The sequence below is a fragment of the Stenotrophomonas oahuensis genome, from assembly GCF_031834595.1.
Lineage (GTDB): Bacteria > Pseudomonadota > Gammaproteobacteria > Xanthomonadales > Xanthomonadaceae > Stenotrophomonas > Stenotrophomonas oahuensis.
In genome coordinates this window covers 1,110,449-1,125,806 of the sequence record NZ_CP115541.1, presented here as the reverse complement: position 1 = coordinate 1,125,806, position 15,358 = coordinate 1,110,449, and the positions used below count along the sequence as shown (strand labels likewise).

The 15,358-nt window shown below is 63.9% G+C and carries 12 protein-coding genes; 8 read left to right on the top strand and 4 right to left on the bottom strand.

Annotation, left to right across the window (positions count from 1 at the left end):
- Nucleotides 1-26 precede the first annotated feature (26 nt).
- The 3 genes from PDM29_RS04955 to PDM29_RS04945 all read left to right on the top strand — a co-directional run bounded on the left by PDM29_RS04955 (nt 27) and on the right by PDM29_RS04945 (nt 3,356).
- A complete protein-coding gene (locus PDM29_RS04955) occupies nt 27-1,262 on the top strand; it encodes an NHL repeat-containing protein (protein WP_311192775.1) in 1,236 nt (411 codons plus the stop codon).
- 103 nt (nt 1,263-1,365) lie between these two features.
- Nucleotides 1,366-2,598, top strand: coding sequence for an NHL repeat-containing protein (locus PDM29_RS04950; protein WP_311192774.1), 1,233 nt, complete (start codon nt 1,366-1,368; stop codon nt 2,596-2,598).
- Nucleotides 2,599-2,675: 77 nt separating this feature from the next.
- On the top strand, nt 2,676-3,356 hold the full coding sequence (locus tag PDM29_RS04945; RefSeq protein WP_311192773.1) for a type 1 glutamine amidotransferase domain-containing protein: 681 nt from the start codon (nt 2,676-2,678) through the stop codon (nt 3,354-3,356).
- A gap of 22 nt (nt 3,357-3,378) precedes the next feature.
- Here PDM29_RS04945 and PDM29_RS04940 read toward each other — a convergent pair whose 3' ends face one another.
- Complete coding sequence (locus PDM29_RS04940) at nt 3,379-4,443, bottom strand: hypothetical protein (RefSeq protein WP_311192772.1); 1,065 nt, start codon at nt 4,441-4,443, stop codon at nt 3,379-3,381.
- Nucleotides 4,444-4,620: 177 nt separating this feature from the next.
- Between PDM29_RS04940 and PDM29_RS04935 the strand changes: the two genes are divergently transcribed.
- Nucleotides 4,621-5,748 (top strand): Fic family protein, encoded by a 1,128-nt coding sequence (locus tag PDM29_RS04935; protein WP_311192771.1) that lies wholly within the window; start codon nt 4,621-4,623, stop codon nt 5,746-5,748.
- A 627-nt stretch (nt 5,749-6,375) separates the two neighbouring features.
- Here PDM29_RS04935 and PDM29_RS04930 read toward each other — a convergent pair.
- Complete coding sequence (locus PDM29_RS04930; RefSeq protein ID WP_311192770.1) at nt 6,376-8,979, bottom strand: TonB-dependent receptor plug domain-containing protein; 2,604 nt, start codon at nt 8,977-8,979, stop codon at nt 6,376-6,378.
- Nucleotides 8,980-9,210: 231 nt separating this feature from the next.
- On the opposite strand from PDM29_RS04930, the gene PDM29_RS04925 reads away from it, so the two are divergent.
- Nucleotides 9,211-10,128: a bifunctional helix-turn-helix transcriptional regulator/GNAT family N-acetyltransferase gene (locus PDM29_RS04925; RefSeq protein ID WP_311192769.1), complete on the top strand. Its 918-nt coding sequence runs from the start codon at nt 9,211-9,213 to the stop codon at nt 10,126-10,128.
- Nucleotides 10,129-10,272: 144 nt separating this feature from the next.
- Complete coding sequence (locus PDM29_RS04920; protein WP_311192768.1) at nt 10,273-11,175, top strand: LysR family transcriptional regulator; 903 nt, start codon at nt 10,273-10,275, stop codon at nt 11,173-11,175.
- Here PDM29_RS04920 and PDM29_RS04915 read toward each other — a convergent pair whose 3' ends face one another.
- Nucleotides 11,176-11,439, bottom strand: coding sequence for a hypothetical protein (locus PDM29_RS04915; RefSeq protein WP_311192767.1), 264 nt, complete (start codon nt 11,437-11,439; stop codon nt 11,176-11,178).
- A 176-nt stretch (nt 11,440-11,615) separates the two neighbouring features.
- Here PDM29_RS04915 and PDM29_RS04910 point away from each other — a divergent pair, with 176 nt between their 5' ends.
- Both PDM29_RS04910 and PDM29_RS04905 read left to right on the top strand, forming a co-directional pair.
- On the top strand, nt 11,616-13,850 hold the full coding sequence (locus PDM29_RS04910) for a CocE/NonD family hydrolase (protein WP_311192766.1): 2,235 nt from the start codon (nt 11,616-11,618) through the stop codon (nt 13,848-13,850).
- Nucleotides 13,847-14,422, top strand: coding sequence for a M23 family metallopeptidase (locus PDM29_RS04905; RefSeq protein ID WP_311192765.1), 576 nt, complete (start codon nt 13,847-13,849; stop codon nt 14,420-14,422). The genes PDM29_RS04910 and PDM29_RS04905 overlap by 4 nt, the downstream gene beginning before the upstream one ends.
- On the opposite strand, the gene PDM29_RS04900 is transcribed toward PDM29_RS04905, so the two are convergent.
- The gene (locus PDM29_RS04900) at nt 14,408-15,325 is read right to left on the bottom strand and encodes an RNA polymerase sigma-70 factor (protein ID WP_311192764.1); all 918 of its coding nucleotides are present in this window, start codon (nt 15,323-15,325) and stop codon (nt 14,408-14,410) included. The genes PDM29_RS04905 and PDM29_RS04900 overlap by 15 nt on opposite strands.
- Nucleotides 15,326-15,358 lie beyond the last annotated feature (33 nt).

Sequence of the window (15,358 nt, the reverse complement as noted above, 5' to 3'; positions counted from 1 at the left end):
CTGCGCCCAACGACAGGAGTACACCGATGAAGACCCCGGCATCTACCCAGTCGGGCCAGCTGGATCCGCAGTTCGGCCACGGCGGCCTGTTGAAGGTTGAGATTCCTTCCGGTGATTTCCGTGCGCGAGGGGTACTTGACGCAGCGCAGGCCATCTACCTGCTGGGCGTCGTCAGTTCCGAGCCCGCGGCTTTGACGATACTGAAACTGGATGCCGAAGGACGGCTGGATACATCGTTTGGAACCGGTGGCATGGTGATGCACCGCGTCGTTGAGGGCTATATGGTTTCCGACGTGCGCGGGACCATCCAACCTGATGGTCGAATCCTGGCGACGTGCCTGTGTACTCCGGAACCTGGTCAAGCCACCACAGCGGGGCTGCTGGTAGTTCGCTGTATGGCGGATGGCAGGCTGGACCTGGGTTTTGGAGATGGCGGCTTCAAGCTGTGGCGGGGGGAGTGGACCAGCGCTCAGAACAATGGGGGTGTGACCGTGCAGCCGGACGGAAAAATCGTTGTTGCCGGTTGGGGAGGCGGTGGCGCAACGGGCATCAACATCGTTCTCTGCTTTCTGCCCTCTGGCGGCTTTGATGCGGGCTTTGGACAGGGCGGTGTGGTACGGGAACTGCGCGGCTTCACCAATTTCAACGACGTCGAAATACGCCAGGACGGGCACATTCTGGTGGGCGGCTACAACGTAGGCGTTGCAGCGATCTTCTGCTATCGAACTGATGGATCACCGGATCCCGGCTTTGCCGAGGACGGCATGCTGCGGATGCCGGATAATGGGCCGCCCACCATGCATTTCAATTGCATAGCAATGCAACCAGGCGCTCACGTTGTGGGTGCAGGAATCTTCGTCGTTGAATCGTTGATCAGTGACGGTATCGTGGTTCGGGCGACACCGGCGGGGCAGCTTGATCCGGCTTTCAATGGTGGTGAACTTCTGCACCTCCCCGAACGGATGGATCAATGCATGGATATTGCCATCGATGGAGAAGGTCGCCTCATTACCCTTGGGCGTGTCAAATCGGACAGCAAGGCAGTCGCTATCTGCCGTTTGCTGGCCGATGGATCCCTTGACGCCAGCTTCGGCGACGCAGGCGTCTTCATCTTTCACATTCCCCCGGCAATCGAGCCGCCCGCCACTGTACTGATGCAGGACCTGCTGATTCAATCGCCCGGCAAGGCGCTGGTCATCAGCTACAGCGCGCCCCCGATAGATGCCCGCATCGGACCACTCATCGCACGCATCCTCATCTGAACCGATGCGGTGTGTAGTGGGGGATGGCCGCTCATCGCACGAAGCGTCGTTGAGAGGGAGGCGGGGGCGCACAGGATGTTCCAGATCAGGAAGGGGAACCACCATGCAACCTGCAGCCCGCGCCGTGCCCGGCGATATCGATACCAGCTTTGGCGACGGCGGTCTTGCCCGCTACACACTCCTCCCAGCCGACTATCACGCCCGTGCCGTACTCGGGCCAGGAGGTGAGATTCATCTTGTCGGAACGTCGGACATCGATCCGACGGCGCTGATTCACGGACGCCTCGACGCGGACGGCGGCATCCCAGCAGGTTCCGCCCTTCGCGAGTGCGCGCGGCATACGCTGGTGCCCGGACAAACCTTAAGCAACGTGCGCTGTGCGATGCAGCCCGATGGCAAGATCGTTGCTTTCGGCGGGTATGGATCGTTTGCAGATTCGCACCCATTCTTTGCCCGTATCGCGGCCAATGGTGAACTGGACGTGTCATTTGGCGAGGGGGGTGTGGTGGTGATCCCTGACCTGTGGGGGCGTATGGTCCAAAATGCCGGAGTGGCGATCCAGGTTGATGGAAAGATCGTCGCGGCCAGTTCGGGATTCACCCCCGATCACGAAGAAATGAGTGCGCTGATTCGACTGGAAGCTGATGGACACCGCGACGCGGGATTTGGTGAGCGCCGTAACGGCATTGCGCTTGAGAAGCGCGGCAACACCACGTTCTACGACCTGCTGCTTGGGCAGGACAGCAATATTCTGGTCTGCGGCTTTGCCGTCGGAGGGGCCAGCGTACTGAGTTACACCTCCAATGGCATGCCGGACGAAGGGTTCAACAACGATGGAATTACCACCATTCCTTACAAGCCAGGCCGTTACGCCGACTTCAGTGCCATCACCTTGCAGCCGGACGGCTCCGTGGTGGTGGCGGGTGACGCCAGGGAGGAGGAACCCGCCGCTTTCATGGGCATCATGGTGCGCGTAGACAAAACGGGACAAATCGATTCAGCGTTCAATGGTGGTGAAGTGATTCTGCCCAAGCCGCTTGCTGGCTGCAGGGATGTGCAGGTTCTTGCGGACGGCCGGATCATTACGCTGAGCATGAGCACCCTTGGTGAGGAACACGCAGGGGTTGGGTGCTGGCTGCCTGACGGCAGGCCCGACTTCACCTTCGGCAATCAGGGCCACGTGATTGTCGAACTACCCACCGAAACCGGTTCGCCGACAAGGGCGTTCTTGGACGATCTGCTGGTGCAGACGTCAACCAGGCTGCTGATTGGTTGTTGCACGGCGGCACCGGAAGATGGAATTGTTTCGCCAATTCTGGCCCGGCTGATCATCTGATTCTGATCCCAGATGGGCTGGACACCGCCTTTACCCGCGATCCTTCATGCTGGGCTCCCCTACAGACGGAGCCCGCCATGAAAGTCCTGATGGTGCTCACCTCGCACGACCAGCTCGGCAACACCGGAAAGAAGACCGGCTTCTGGCTGGAAGAGTTTGCCGCCCCCTATTACGTATTCACCGACGCCGGCGTGCAGGTCACGCTGGCGTCGCCGGCCGGCGGACAGCCGCCGCTGGACCCGAAGAGCGATGAGCCGGATTCGCAGACGGCATTGACCGGGCGGTTCAAGCAGGACCCCGCCGCGCAGAAGGCGCTTGCGAACACGGTTCAGCTCTCGCATATCGACCCGGCCGACTTCGATGCGGTGTTCTATCCCGGTGGGCACGGTCCACTGTGGGACCTGGCTGAGTCGAAGGACTCCATTGACCTGATCCAGGCGTTCGCACGCGCGCACAAGCCGATGGGTTTCGTCTGCCACGCTCCCGGCGTGCTGCGCCACGTGAAGGTCGGGCACGACACGCCCCTGGTGAAGGGCCTTCATGTCACCGGCTTCAGCAACAGCGAAGAGGCCGCCGTCGGACTCACCGACATCGTGCCGTTCCTGCTGGAGAACGAACTGGACGCGCTGGGCGGCCTTTACGAGAAGGGCGCGGACTGGGGCCAGTACGTGGTCACCGACGGCAAGCTGGTCACCGGGCAGAACCCGGCCAGCTCCGAGGAGGCGGCACGGGAACTGCTGCGGGTGGCGGCGCGCTGACTCAGGCCGGCACCTCTCGATCTCACTCGGCCGCGGGTGCAGCCGCTGCTGCGGCGGCTGCACCCGCGGCCTCCGCTTCTTCTGCAGACGGCTGGCGTGCGAACGCCACCATGCCGGCCAGCTGACAGTACTCGGCAGCGGCGAGGAAGGTGGTGGGCACATGATCGTCCAGCTGCAGCACCCCGCGCAGGCCGTCGATGCGTTCGTAGATGGCCGGGAACGCGTCATCCTGCGCCTTCAGAACGCGGCTGAGGCGTTCCATCAGCGGGCTTTCGTAGCCGTAGTCCGGCAGTGCGATGCACATCTGCGTGCCGGGCTTGGCCGCGATCTCGCGAACAGCAGCTTCAAACGCATCGGCCTGCTCCGGGGCGTCGGACAGCAGGGTCAGATTGTCGTCCTCGCCCACCACGCGGTAGTAGACGCTACCGGGACGGAACAGGAACGTGTACAGATGGGTGCCTTCCACTTTGTGGGTCTGCGGTGAACGCTGACGTTGCCGCTCGGTACGCAGCGGCACCGAGCTGCCGTTCGGCAGCAGTTGGCGCGCGGTGATGCCGCAGCTCTGCCCATCGGTACCGAACGACATTTCGTAGTCCACCCCGGGCTCGGGTGTGATCGACAGTGACGGACCCAGCACGAAGCGCACCGAGTCGCGTGACTTGCCAATCTCTTCGCGCGGCACGCAGCGCCGGTTGTAGCCCTCGAAGTTGGCGAACACGGTGATGCGCCGGCCGGGCACCAGTTCCACCTCATGGAAGAAGGGCTTGGCACCAAAACGGGTGTTCTCGTTCAACGTGCGGGTGGCGAACGACGCGGGCATGCCGATGGACACGTTCTCATTCTTGCGTGCCATCGAGAACAACGCGCCAATCGGGGTGACGCTGCCGGCTCCGGCACCTTCCACGGCCACGCGCGTGGAGGTCTCCCCGTCTGCAGCGCGGGCATACAGCGACAGGTTGTGCTGGTTGCTGCCGAACAGGCGGATGCGGGCGGGCTTGTCCGGCGACGGGTCGCTGACAGCGTCATCGGCATGGGCCGGAAGTGCCAGAACCAGGGCAAGGCCCAGCAGGGAAAGGGGGAGTTTCATCAGCGGATCTCCGTGTCGGTACAGGTGCCTCATGCACCATCAGGCAGGGAGTAGCGGCCGCATTGCCGCATTCTTTAGCGGGCGAAGTGGTCAATGAGCCGATTAATGGGCATAATCGGCTCATCTGGTGAGCCGATTAGAGTGTCTAATCGGCTCATTTGCCTGAATGGAGTGTTCATGTCTGGTCCATTGTGGATCTGGGAGCGTCCCGACTGGCCGGGTTTCCGGTGGCAGTCAGACGCGCTGGCACCTGTCCTTCGCCAATGTGTGGAAGCACAGGGGCGACTGCTGGGGATGGCGGGCGCGACCGACTCGGCCGGGCAGGCTGAAGACACACTGGACACGCTCCTGGCCAACATCGTGACCTCGTCCGCGATCGAAGGCGAGACATTGAATGTGGGTTCGGTGCGGTCCTCATTGGCCCGCCGCTTGGGCATGGATGCTGAAGCCACCGGGCGCACCAATGCGCGGAGTGAAGGGCTGGCGGAGCTCATGCTGGATGCGACTGGGCACCCCGAGCGGCCCTTGGACAGTACCCGGCTGATGCAATGGCACCGATGGCTGTTTTCTGCACAAGATGACCTTCTGCCTCTGCGCATCAGAGTGGGCGCGTTGCGGGGCGATGAACCCATGCAGGTGGTATCGGGGCGGATAGATCGTCCCACGGTGCACTTCGAAGCCCCCCCACGCGAGGGACTCGAGCAGCAGGTGGATGCGTTCCTGGACTGGTTTGCAGCCTCCCGCAAGGACGCCGGGCTGGATCCCCTGCTGCGCGCGGGCATCGCACACTTCTGGTTCGTCACGCTGCATCCGTTTGATGATGGCAATGGTCGTCTGACCCGCGCCCTCACTGACCTCGCGCTGGCGCAAGGTCAGCCACAGGCAATTCGGTTCCACGCCATGTCAGCCAGCATTCTGGAAGATCGGGCGGGTTACTACCGCGTGCTGGAGAGCAGCCAGAAGGCGGATCTGGATATCACCGTGTGGCTGCAGTGGTTCCTGCTGACCTTGCACAAGAGTCTGCTGCAGGCGATCAAGCGGATCGACATCGTACTGGCCAAGGCACGGTTCTGGCAGTTGCACCGAACGAACGATCTGGCTGCCGAGCAGATCAAAGTCCTCAACCGGATGCTCGACGGCGGTGATAGAGGCTTTGAACAGGGCATCAGTGCCCGCCAGTACCAAGCGGTCGCCAAGGTGTCCAAGGCAACGGCGACACGCCATCTTGCGGAGCTGTTGGAGAAGGGCTGCCTGCGCCGACTGCCGGGGAGTGGCAGGAGCACCCGATACGAGATCAATGTCTAAAGGTGCCTGCTGGACAAGGCGGGTCCGTCTTGGTCTTGGGTTCGGCTTCGCTATCCCGTCGCTTCCTTTCGCGTAGTGTCAGTGGCGCATCCAATGCGCGCCTTTTTGTTGGTCCGGCTGGCAACCGAGCAGCTCTCAACAGAATAGGACGACTTCGCACGACGTATCGTCACTCGCGTGATGAAGTCACTAAAGACGCATTCCTTGTTGAATTCGATGAGACGACCATAGCGAGGCCAGCCAGAAACGGAGATATCAGTAATGATCACCCGTCCTGCGCCGGCGCATTCCCCCCGTTCCTGCGGGGGGACGACATTCAGCACGGCGCTCACGTGCTTGCCGCAGCGAAGAGTCTGAGCACCAGTACGGGCCGCTCGATAACCGGCAGGCGGGGCGGCACCAGCGTCAGCTGCGACGATGATCAGGCTTGAATCGTCTCCACATGCATAGGCGGCGCTGCGGGCCGGTGGCTCGTCAGCGCACGCAGGGTGCGCAAAGAATAGAGCCAGGGAGACAGCGATTCCGGTGGAGCGGCGACCTGCAACGGTAAGCATCTGCATGACATCCCTGAAATGCTGGACGGAGAAGGCGGGCCGTCCCTGGCCCCACCATCCTGCGCGCCTGGACCTAGAACTTCCAGCCCACCCGCGCGTAGTAGAACCCACCGTTGAATCCGTACGGCGAATGCACCGGATATTCCGCACCCGCCACGCCACTCCACGGATTTTTGGCCGGGGTGCGGTCGAACAGGTTCTGCGCGCCCAGGCTGAAGTACAGGCCGGAGTCGAACTTCCAGCCCACCTCGGCATCCACGATTACCGCGCTGCCGCCATAGATCGGCAAGCCGCCGTCCGCGGCCGAGATCACGCCACTGTCCAGGTGATCTTCATACCAGGAGCTGTAGTAGTTGAAGCGCAGGTTGGCGTGGAAGATCTGGCGCTGGTGGTGGATGCTGAAGTAGCCCTTGGTCTTGGGCAGCGACTTTTCCAGCTTGTACACGCGCGCTTCGTCGATGAAGTCGGTGTCGAAGCGGTCCACCTTGGTCTTGTTCCAGTTTGCCGCCAGCGAATAGGTCGTATCGCCGCCAAAGTGGTCACTCTTGTAGCTGGTGACCAGGTCCACACCAGTGGTGGTGGTGTCGAACGCATTGCCGAAGTAGGTCACCTGCGAAATAGAGGCGGCCTCGGGGTTGCCGCCGGCCACCAGCGCGGCGCGCTCGGCGTCGGTGATGGTGAAGCTGGTGCTCAGCGCAATGCGGTCTTCCACTTCGATGCGGTAGCCATCCAGGGTGACCAGCCAGTCGCCCTCGGTCCATACCGCGCCGAGCGAGAAGTTCTTCGACTCTTCCGGGGTCAGCGGACGCGCACCCTTGATCTGCGCGATCGGGTTGGTGGGCGGCAGGGTGGCGATGTCCTCCAGCGCGGTACCGCCGAACACGGTGCTGATCTGGCTGATGTTGGCCTGGCCCGGGGTCGGTGCACGGAAGCCGGTGTTGTAGGCACCGCGGATGGCGAAGTTCGGGGTGAAGTCAAAACGCCCGGTCAGCTTGCCGGTGGTGGTGCTGCCGAACGAGTCGTAATCCTCAAAGCGCAGTGCACCGGCCAGCAGGAACTTCTCGGTGAGCTGGGCTTCCAGGTCGGCGTACGCTGCCCAGTTACGACGGTCAAAGGTGCCGGCAGTACGCGGGCTGAAGCCGTTGAAGCCGTTCGAACCCAGCGCGAAGCCCTGCTCGGTGAGCGGACCGATCGCGGTGGACGGGCCGTCACCCTGGCTGATCTTGAAGCTCTCTTCGCGCCATTCCGCACCCAGTGCCAGGCGCAGCGGCTGACTGCTGAAGGTTACCGGGATGTCGCGGCTCACATCGACGTTGAAGTTCTTCTCGGTCTGGGTGTTGCCGCCCGGTTTGAAGTACAGGTTGGCCGGCTGGTCAGGGCCCAGTGAGGCGTTGACCGTGTTGTAGATTGTGAAGTCGATGTCGTTGCGGCCGTAGGACCCGCTGACGTCCCAGTACCACTCACCGAGCGTGCCCTTGGCACCGGCGACCACCGACATATCCTCGAGTTCGCCGCCAAAGCGTGGGGTGAAGCCGCCCGGCAGGCTGGAGAGGAAGGTGAAGCAGTTGGCCGGCAGTGCGCCCACAGCGGCGGCGACGCCAGCGTAAGGCAGGAGATTGCCGGACGGATCGCGCAGGGCGATGGTCGGGCAGGTGCCCGCGCCGGTCAGATTGCCGACCAGCAGGGTCTCGCCACCGTCGTTGGAGTAAACGCCCGAGCGCGAGGTCGGGTCGCGGTAGTAGAAGCCGCCGTCGACTTCGCGCTTGGCGTAGTTGCCGAACAGATAGAAGTCCACGCTCTCGGTGGTCAGGCCCAGGTTGGCGACGAACTTGAAGTCGTCGTCCACCTTCGGCGAACCCCAGATCTGCGCCGGGTCATTCACTTCCGGATAGCCGGCAGCGGCAGTCGCGGCGGCATCATCGCGCTGCACGCTGCGCGAGGTGTCGTCGGCCTTGCGCCACTCGGCGGTGAAGGTCGCAAAGCCATGCTCGGTGAGCGGCAGGCCGATCTGCGCCGAGTACTGGGTGGTCAGGCCGTCGCCTTCGTAGTATTTGCCGGTGAAGACTTCGGCGGTACCGCCTTCGCGCAGCTTCTTCAAACCGAAGTTGAGCACGCCGGCGATGGCATCCGAGCCGTACTGCGCCGCTGCGCCATCACGGAGCACATCCACCTGCTCCAGTGCCAGTGACGGGAACACTGACAGGTCCGGCCCCTGCGCACCGTCGGACAGGCCATGACCGAGGAAGGTGATCACCGCGGAGCGATGGAAGCGCTTGCCGTTGACCAGCAGCAGAGTGTTATCCGGCGGCAGGCCACGCAGGTTGGCCGGACGCACCAGGCTGGCGGCGTCATCGATGGGAATGGTGCTGACATTAAAGGAGGGCACCAGCACTTTCAGCTGGTCCAGCGCATCGGTGGCGCCCTGGTTGCGGAATTCCTCTCCGCTGATGATGTCGATCGGCACGGCCGACGACGAGACGGTACGGGGTTTGGTGCGGCTGCCCAGCACTGAAACGGTGTCCAGCGTGGTGGCCGAGCTTCCCTGTGTGCTGCTGTCCTGTGCCGCCGCGCCGGGGCTGGCGGCCAGCAGCGCGGTGGCCAGGGCCACCATCACTGCAGATGCCAATGGCGTTATCGCTTTTGGGGCCTGAACACTACTGCCAATACGGTAGTTCATGCATGCACCTTGCAGTCAGTTTTTTGGGTGGTCGTTCTGTCAGTGCTTCATCCAGTTGGTTCTCCCTGCGGCCAGGGCCCTGGTCGCTACACGCAGAATTAACAGAACGTAAACCGTACTGCAACGAATCTTTCGTTTAGGCCATATAACCCGCGAAATGGATCACATAACCGCGCGATATACGTGCGTTAAGCATGTAATACTTGCTTAAGGCAAGTTATGGATGGCGTCATGTCTGATCAGCACATCGCAGCAGTGGCACGGGTGCGTGCCTTCAATCGGTTCTATACGCGGCAGATCGGCGTGCTCGAGGAGCACCTGCTGCACAGCGACCTCACCCTGACGGAAGTACGCGTGCTGTTCGAGCTTGCCGAAGGGCAGGGCATCAGCGCCGCGCAGCTGGGCCAGCGCCTTGGCCTCAACGCCGGGTATCTCAGCCGGCTGTTGAGTGGGCTGCAGACGCGCGGTCTGCTGCGCCGCGAGCCCTCGGCCATGGATGGGCGTGCGAACCGGCTGGTGCTGACCGACGCGGGGCGGGCGGTCTTTGCCCAGCTCGACGCCGCGTCCAACGACAGCATCGGGGCCATGGTGCAGGCCCTGAGCGAACCGGGCCAGCAGCGGCTGGTCGAGTCCATGGCACAGATTCAAACCCTGCTGGGGGACACTGCGGCCCAGTACGTATTGCGTGATCCCCGCCCCGGCGACATGGGCTGGGTGATCCACAAACATGGCACCTTGTATGCGCGCGAGTTCGGCTGGAATGCCGAGTTCGAAGCGCTGGTTGCCGACATCGTCACCCGCTACCTGCGCGAGCACGACCCGCAGACCGAGCGCTGCTGGATTGCGGAACTGGACGGCACCCCGGTGGGGTCGGTGTTCGTGGTCCGTCATGACGCGCAGAACGCCAAGCTGCGCCTGCTGCATGTGGATGCCAGCGCCCGCGGCCTCGGCATCGGGCAGCGGCTGGTGGAAGAAGCCATGACCTTTGCGCGAGCGGTGGGCTACAAGCGCATGGTGCTGTGGACCAACGCGGCGCTGACTGACGCGCGACGTCTGTACGAACGCGCCGGCTTCGAATTGCTCACCGAGCAGCATGAACAGCTGTTCGGCATGCCCCAAGTGTCGCAACTGTGGGCGCGCGCACTGTAACCATGGACATACTGCAGTAAAAATACGGTATTGCTGAACAAGTCAGCTTGTTACGCTCCTGCACGTCGGTATCGCGCAGGACGCTGTGGACGGAGGTCCACTTCCCCGACCATCTGGCGGACTCGTCAGTAAGGAAGACAATACGTGAATCAGTTGATCGCCATCCGGGCGTTCGCCCGCGTTGTGGAGACGGGCAGTTTCACGCGCGCTGCCGAAGCGCTGGAGATGCCTGCTGCGACGCTGAGCAAGACGGTGCGTGAACTGGAGGCGCATCTGGGCGTGCGCCTGCTGGAGCGGACCACCCGCCGCGTCTCGGTGACCGCCGAAGGCGTGCTGTATTACGAGAAGGCCGGACGCATCCTGCATGACCTGGAGGACATTGACGCCTCATTCGGCGCGGTGAGTGATGCCCCTCGTGGAATGCTTCGCGTCGATGTCGGCGGAGCGACGGCACGCGACGTGCTGGTGCCGGCACTGCCGGACTTCCTCGAACGATTTCCCGACATCCGACTCGAATTGGGCGTTTCCGACCGGCCGCTGAGTCAGATCAGCGAGCACGTGGACTGCGTGATCCGCATCGGCGCGCTGGCCGATGCCTCGATGGTCACCCATCTGCTGGGTTATGCGAGTGCGGTGACCTGCGCCAGCCCGACCTACCTGGGGTGGCATGGCACCCCGGAACACCCGGATGCGCTGCGCCAGGGCCACCGCCTGCTGAACTTCCTCTCGCCGATGAGCGGACGGCCGTTCCCGTTCCGCTTTGAACAGGGCGAGGATCGCGTGGAAATCATTGCCGAGAACCAGCTGGGCATCAACGAAAGCAATGCACATCTGGCGGCGGCAGTCGCCGGGCTGGGCGTGATCCAGACCTTCCTGCATACCGCCCGTCCTGCACTGCAGTCGGGTGCGCTGGTGGAAGTGCTTCCCGAATGGCGGCCCGCTGCGCTGCCGCTGCTGCTGGTCTACCCACAGACGCGGCAGATGACGCACCGGCTGCGGGTTTTCGTGGAATGGGTGGTGGGGGCGTTCCAGCAGCGACTGGGCTGATCAGCGAGGAGGCAGCCAGAACATCAGGGCAACGATCACCACCAGCAGCGCGACCACCACCCAGCGGTACCCATTGGGCGACAGGAACCCGAACAGTGACACCTCGGTGGTGGTGAACTCGCGGCGGCAGTTCGGACACCGCACCTGCAACGCGACATCGCGCTGGTACATGGCGTTGGTCGTGCGCAGGCCGCCAGCTGAGACCAGCGCCTTGCGTGCATCAAAGCGAGTAGAGCAACCACTGCAGGTGGTGAGCTTGGCCATTTTGCAGATCCTCCCCAGGTATCGCCTGAGTATGCCATGCGGGACTGGCAGGCCGGTCAGCACTGCCGTAGTGTGCCGGCAGCCACCGATGACAAGGCAGTCCCATGACGCAGGACGATCTACCCGGCCGCATCCGCCCGAGCTGGCGGCGCTTACTTCGTGCCGTCCAGTTGTCCGTGCTCCTGTTGCTTGCCCCTGCAGCGGGCGCGCAGCAATTCCTGCATTGGGATGCTCCTGCGGGTTCGTCGGTCAGACACAACGATGCGGCCCTGGTCGGGTTGGCACAGCAGCTGCTGGAGGGGGGTGACGCTGACCACTTGACGGCCGTGCAGCGCAGCCAATCGCTGCTGGTGGCGGGACAGCACGCGCAGGCGTCCGTGGGCATCGCCGCCCTGATGCAGTCGCTGCGTTCAAAGGGTAATGAAAGCCAGGCGCAGCGGTGGGCCCCCTACCTGCTGATGGCGCAAGCCGGCAACCCGGCAGAGCGCGAGTTCGATCGCGCGTATGCGGCAGCATTCGCTGCCCGATTTGCCGCACTCGACGATGTGTCCGCGCTGAAGACGCACTACTGGTTCACCACCAACCTGCCGGCGGCGCAGGCGAAGCTGGATGCTGCCCTGGCCACGCACGCCGGCAGCGCGAGTCTCACCCGCGAGCAGGCTTTGGATCTGATCCGGCAGGCCGCCTTCGTTGAAACCTTCCAAGTGGCTGCCCGGCTTGCACCAGATCTGATCCGGGCCGATGAGGACCGGCGCTTCGAGATCGATGATGCGGTCCGCATTCCGGATGCGGAGGGCGTTGTGCTGTCGGCGCACGTGGCCCGTCCGCGCAGGTCCGCTTCGCCGCCTCCGGCCGCGATGCTGTTCACCATCTACACCGACCCGGCGCGCAACCGTACCCAGGCCGCGCTGGCCGCGGCGCACGGCTATGTGGGCGTCGTCGTCGATGCGCGCGGCAAGCGACTGGGTACGGGCACTGCCGCACCCTATGAAACCGAAGGCGTGGATGCGGCTGCCGCCATTGACTGGATCAGCCAGCAGCCGTGGACCGACGGGCGCGTGGTGATGTACGGTGGCAGCTACTCCGGCTTCGCCGCATGGGCCGCCGCCAAGCATGCACCGCCCGCATTGAAGGCCATCGCACCCTATGTTGCGGCAATCCCGGGCCTGGGGCTGCCGATGGAGAACAATGTCTTCCTGTCGGCCAACTACGCGTGGCCGTTCTACGTGGCCAACAACCGTCTGCTCGACAACGACACCTACAACCAGCGTGAGCGTTGGGACGCCCTGACGGTGCGCTGGTACGCCTCGGGTCGTCCCTACCGTCAGATCGACCAGGTCGACGGTACACCCAACCCCTGGTTGCAGCGCTGGCTGGCGCACCCCGCCTACGATGCCTACTGGCAGGCGATGGTCCCGTACGGCGAAGACTTCGCCCGCATCCGCATTCCGGTGCTGTCGATCACCGGCTACTACGATGATGGCCAGATCTCGGCGCTGCAGTATTTTCGCGAACACACCCGGCATCTGCCCGATGCCGATCACCGGTTGCTGATCGGACCGTACGACCATTTCGGCACGCAGGCCAACGTCAAGGCGATGGAGCTGCGCGGCTACAGCGTGGACCCGGTGGCTCAGTTCGATACCGATGCCATCACCTTCCAGTGGTTCGACCATGTATTGAAAGGCGCACCCCTGCCGCCGTTGCTGGCTGACCGGGTCAACTACCAGTTGATGGGTGCCAACCGATGGGAGCATGCGCCATCGCTGCAGGCGGCGGGCGGTGGCATGACGACCTTCCATCTTTCCAGCGAGCGCGCGGGCACGGGATACCGGTTGATTCAGACTGCTGCTCCGCCAGCTGGCATGGTGACCCAGACCGTCGACTTCGCTGACCGCAACAGCAGTCGCCACAATTACTACCCCTGGCCCATCCTGCGCGACGGGCCGCCGGATGACGGTGGACTGACATTTGTCAGCGCACCGTTTGACCAGCCCATGGACATGGTCGGCCCGTTCACCGGCGACTTGAAGATCCGCATCAACAAGCGCGATGTCGACCTGACAGTGACGCTGTATGAATGGCAGAAGGACGGCAAGGTGATGCAGCTCTCGTACTACGTCGGCCGGGCCAGCTATGCTGCGGACATGACCACCCGCCACCTGCTTACCCCGGGTCAGTGGACCCACGTGCCGTTGCAGCGCACGCGCATGACCGGCCGTCGCCTCGCTGAGGGCAGTCGCCTGCTGGTGGTGATGGACGTTCTAAAGGACGCCGAACACCAGGTCAACCACGGTACCGGCAAGGATGTCAGCGATGAGTCGATCGCCGATGCGGGTGAGCCGCTACGCATTGAGTGGAGTGCTGAAAGCATGCTGGGTGTGCCATTGCGTGCGGCGGTCGTGGAATGACTGCTGAGCGTTCGCTGGCGCGCCGCCTGCGTAGCTGGGTTGTGGGGCTGCTGATCCTGGCAGTACTGGGCGTGTCGGCCATGACGTTGTGGAACAGCGAGTGGCTGAAGGCACCGCGCGCGCTGTGGGAGCTGTCGCGCCTGCCGCCGCCTGACGCGCTGCCGGTCCCGGTGGAGGGCGTGGCGGCGCGCCGCATCGCCGACACCTTCGGTGCGCCGCGCGGACGTGACCGCACCCATGCCGGCGTGGACATCTTTGCCAAACGCGGCACGCCAGTGCGCAGCGTCACGCGCGGCGTGGTGGTCGCTGTGCGCGATACCGGCCTGGGCGGACGCCAGGTCTGGGTGGTGGGACCGGCGCGTGAGCGGTACTACTACGCGCACCTGGAGGACTGGCGGGCGGGCCTGCGCGAAGGCGAGGTGGTCGCCCAGGGCGATCTGCTGGGCTATGTCGGCACCACCGGCAATGCCGCCGGTACGCCGCCGCATCTGCATTGGGGCATCTACGGGGCGGAGGGTGCCTACGACCCGCTGCCGCTGCTGAAGGCCTGGAAACCTTCAGCGCAGCGCTAGCGCCTGCTGCGCCTGAATCTGTGCCAGCTTGTGCGGGTTGCGCTGTACCAGAATCTGCACAATGTGTTCGCCGTCTGTATCGAACGCCATCGCCGACTCCAGCTGCGTGCCGAAAAAACGCAGCACGCCGACGCGGCCGTTGAACACCGCCGGCACCATGCGCAGCTCGGCGCGCCGACGCAGGGTGGGCGCGAACAGCAGCTGGGCGATGCGCGCGCCGCCGAGCATGGGCTTGGGGAAGCTGCTGACAATGCCGCCGCCGTCGCCCATCAACTGCGCATCGCGGTCCATCAGTGCCATCATCGCCTTCAGGTCACCGCGGTCCAGTGCGGCGGTGAACGACTGCAGCAGTTGGCGGTGGATTTCATGCGGCACTTCATGCAGGCGGCGTTCCTCGCGCAGGCGTTGGCGCGCGCGGTGCACGATCTGCCGGCAGCTGGCTTCGCTCTTCTCCAGGATGCGCGCGATCTCCGGGTACTCGCGCTCGAACACGTCGTGCAGCAGGAATGCCGCCCGCGCTTCCGGTGCCAGCCGCTCCAGCACGGCAAGGAACGCCACCGAAAGATCGCTGGCCGTTTCATGCAGATGTTCCGGGGTGGCGCTCTCATCCGTGAGCACCGGTTCGGGCAGCCAGATGCCGACGTATTGCTCGCGTGTGCGCCGCGCCAGGCGCAGCTCGTCGATGGCCAGGCGGGTCGACGTAGCGACCAGCCAGGCCTCGTCGTTCTCGATCACGTCGCGGTCGGTGCCGTTCCAGCGCAGCCAGGTTTCCTGGGCGATATCCTCCGCCTCGGCCAGCGAACCGAGCATGCGATACGCCACGCCGATAACGCGCGGGCGGTACTGCTGAAAGCGGGCGGTGGCGTCATCCATGGCGGCATTCAACACGAGCTCGGCCGGCACGGGAAGTGCCGGCCGTGATTACCGCAAGAAGGT

Coding starts and splice junctions, on each gene's coding strand:
- PDM29_RS04915 (WP_311192767.1), bottom strand. CDS start 11,439: ATGGCCAAGCTCACCACCTGCAGTGGTTGCTCTACTCGCTTTGATGCA.
- PDM29_RS04925 (WP_311192769.1), top strand. CDS start 9,211: ATGTCTGATCAGCACATCGCAGCAGTGGCACGGGTGCGTGCCTTCAAT.
- PDM29_RS04945 (WP_311192773.1), top strand. CDS start 2,676: ATGAAAGTCCTGATGGTGCTCACCTCGCACGACCAGCTCGGCAACACC.
- PDM29_RS04950 (WP_311192774.1), top strand. CDS start 1,366: ATGCAACCTGCAGCCCGCGCCGTGCCCGGCGATATCGATACCAGCTTT.
- PDM29_RS04935 (WP_311192771.1), top strand. CDS start 4,621: ATGTCTGGTCCATTGTGGATCTGGGAGCGTCCCGACTGGCCGGGTTTC.
- PDM29_RS04905 (WP_311192765.1), top strand. CDS start 13,847: ATGACTGCTGAGCGTTCGCTGGCGCGCCGCCTGCGTAGCTGGGTTGTG.
- PDM29_RS04940 (WP_311192772.1), bottom strand. CDS start 4,443: ATGAAACTCCCCCTTTCCCTGCTGGGCCTTGCCCTGGTTCTGGCACTT.
- PDM29_RS04955 (WP_311192775.1), top strand. CDS start 27: ATGAAGACCCCGGCATCTACCCAGTCGGGCCAGCTGGATCCGCAGTTC.
- PDM29_RS04930 (WP_311192770.1), bottom strand. CDS start 8,979: ATGAACTACCGTATTGGCAGTAGTGTTCAGGCCCCAAAAGCGATAACG.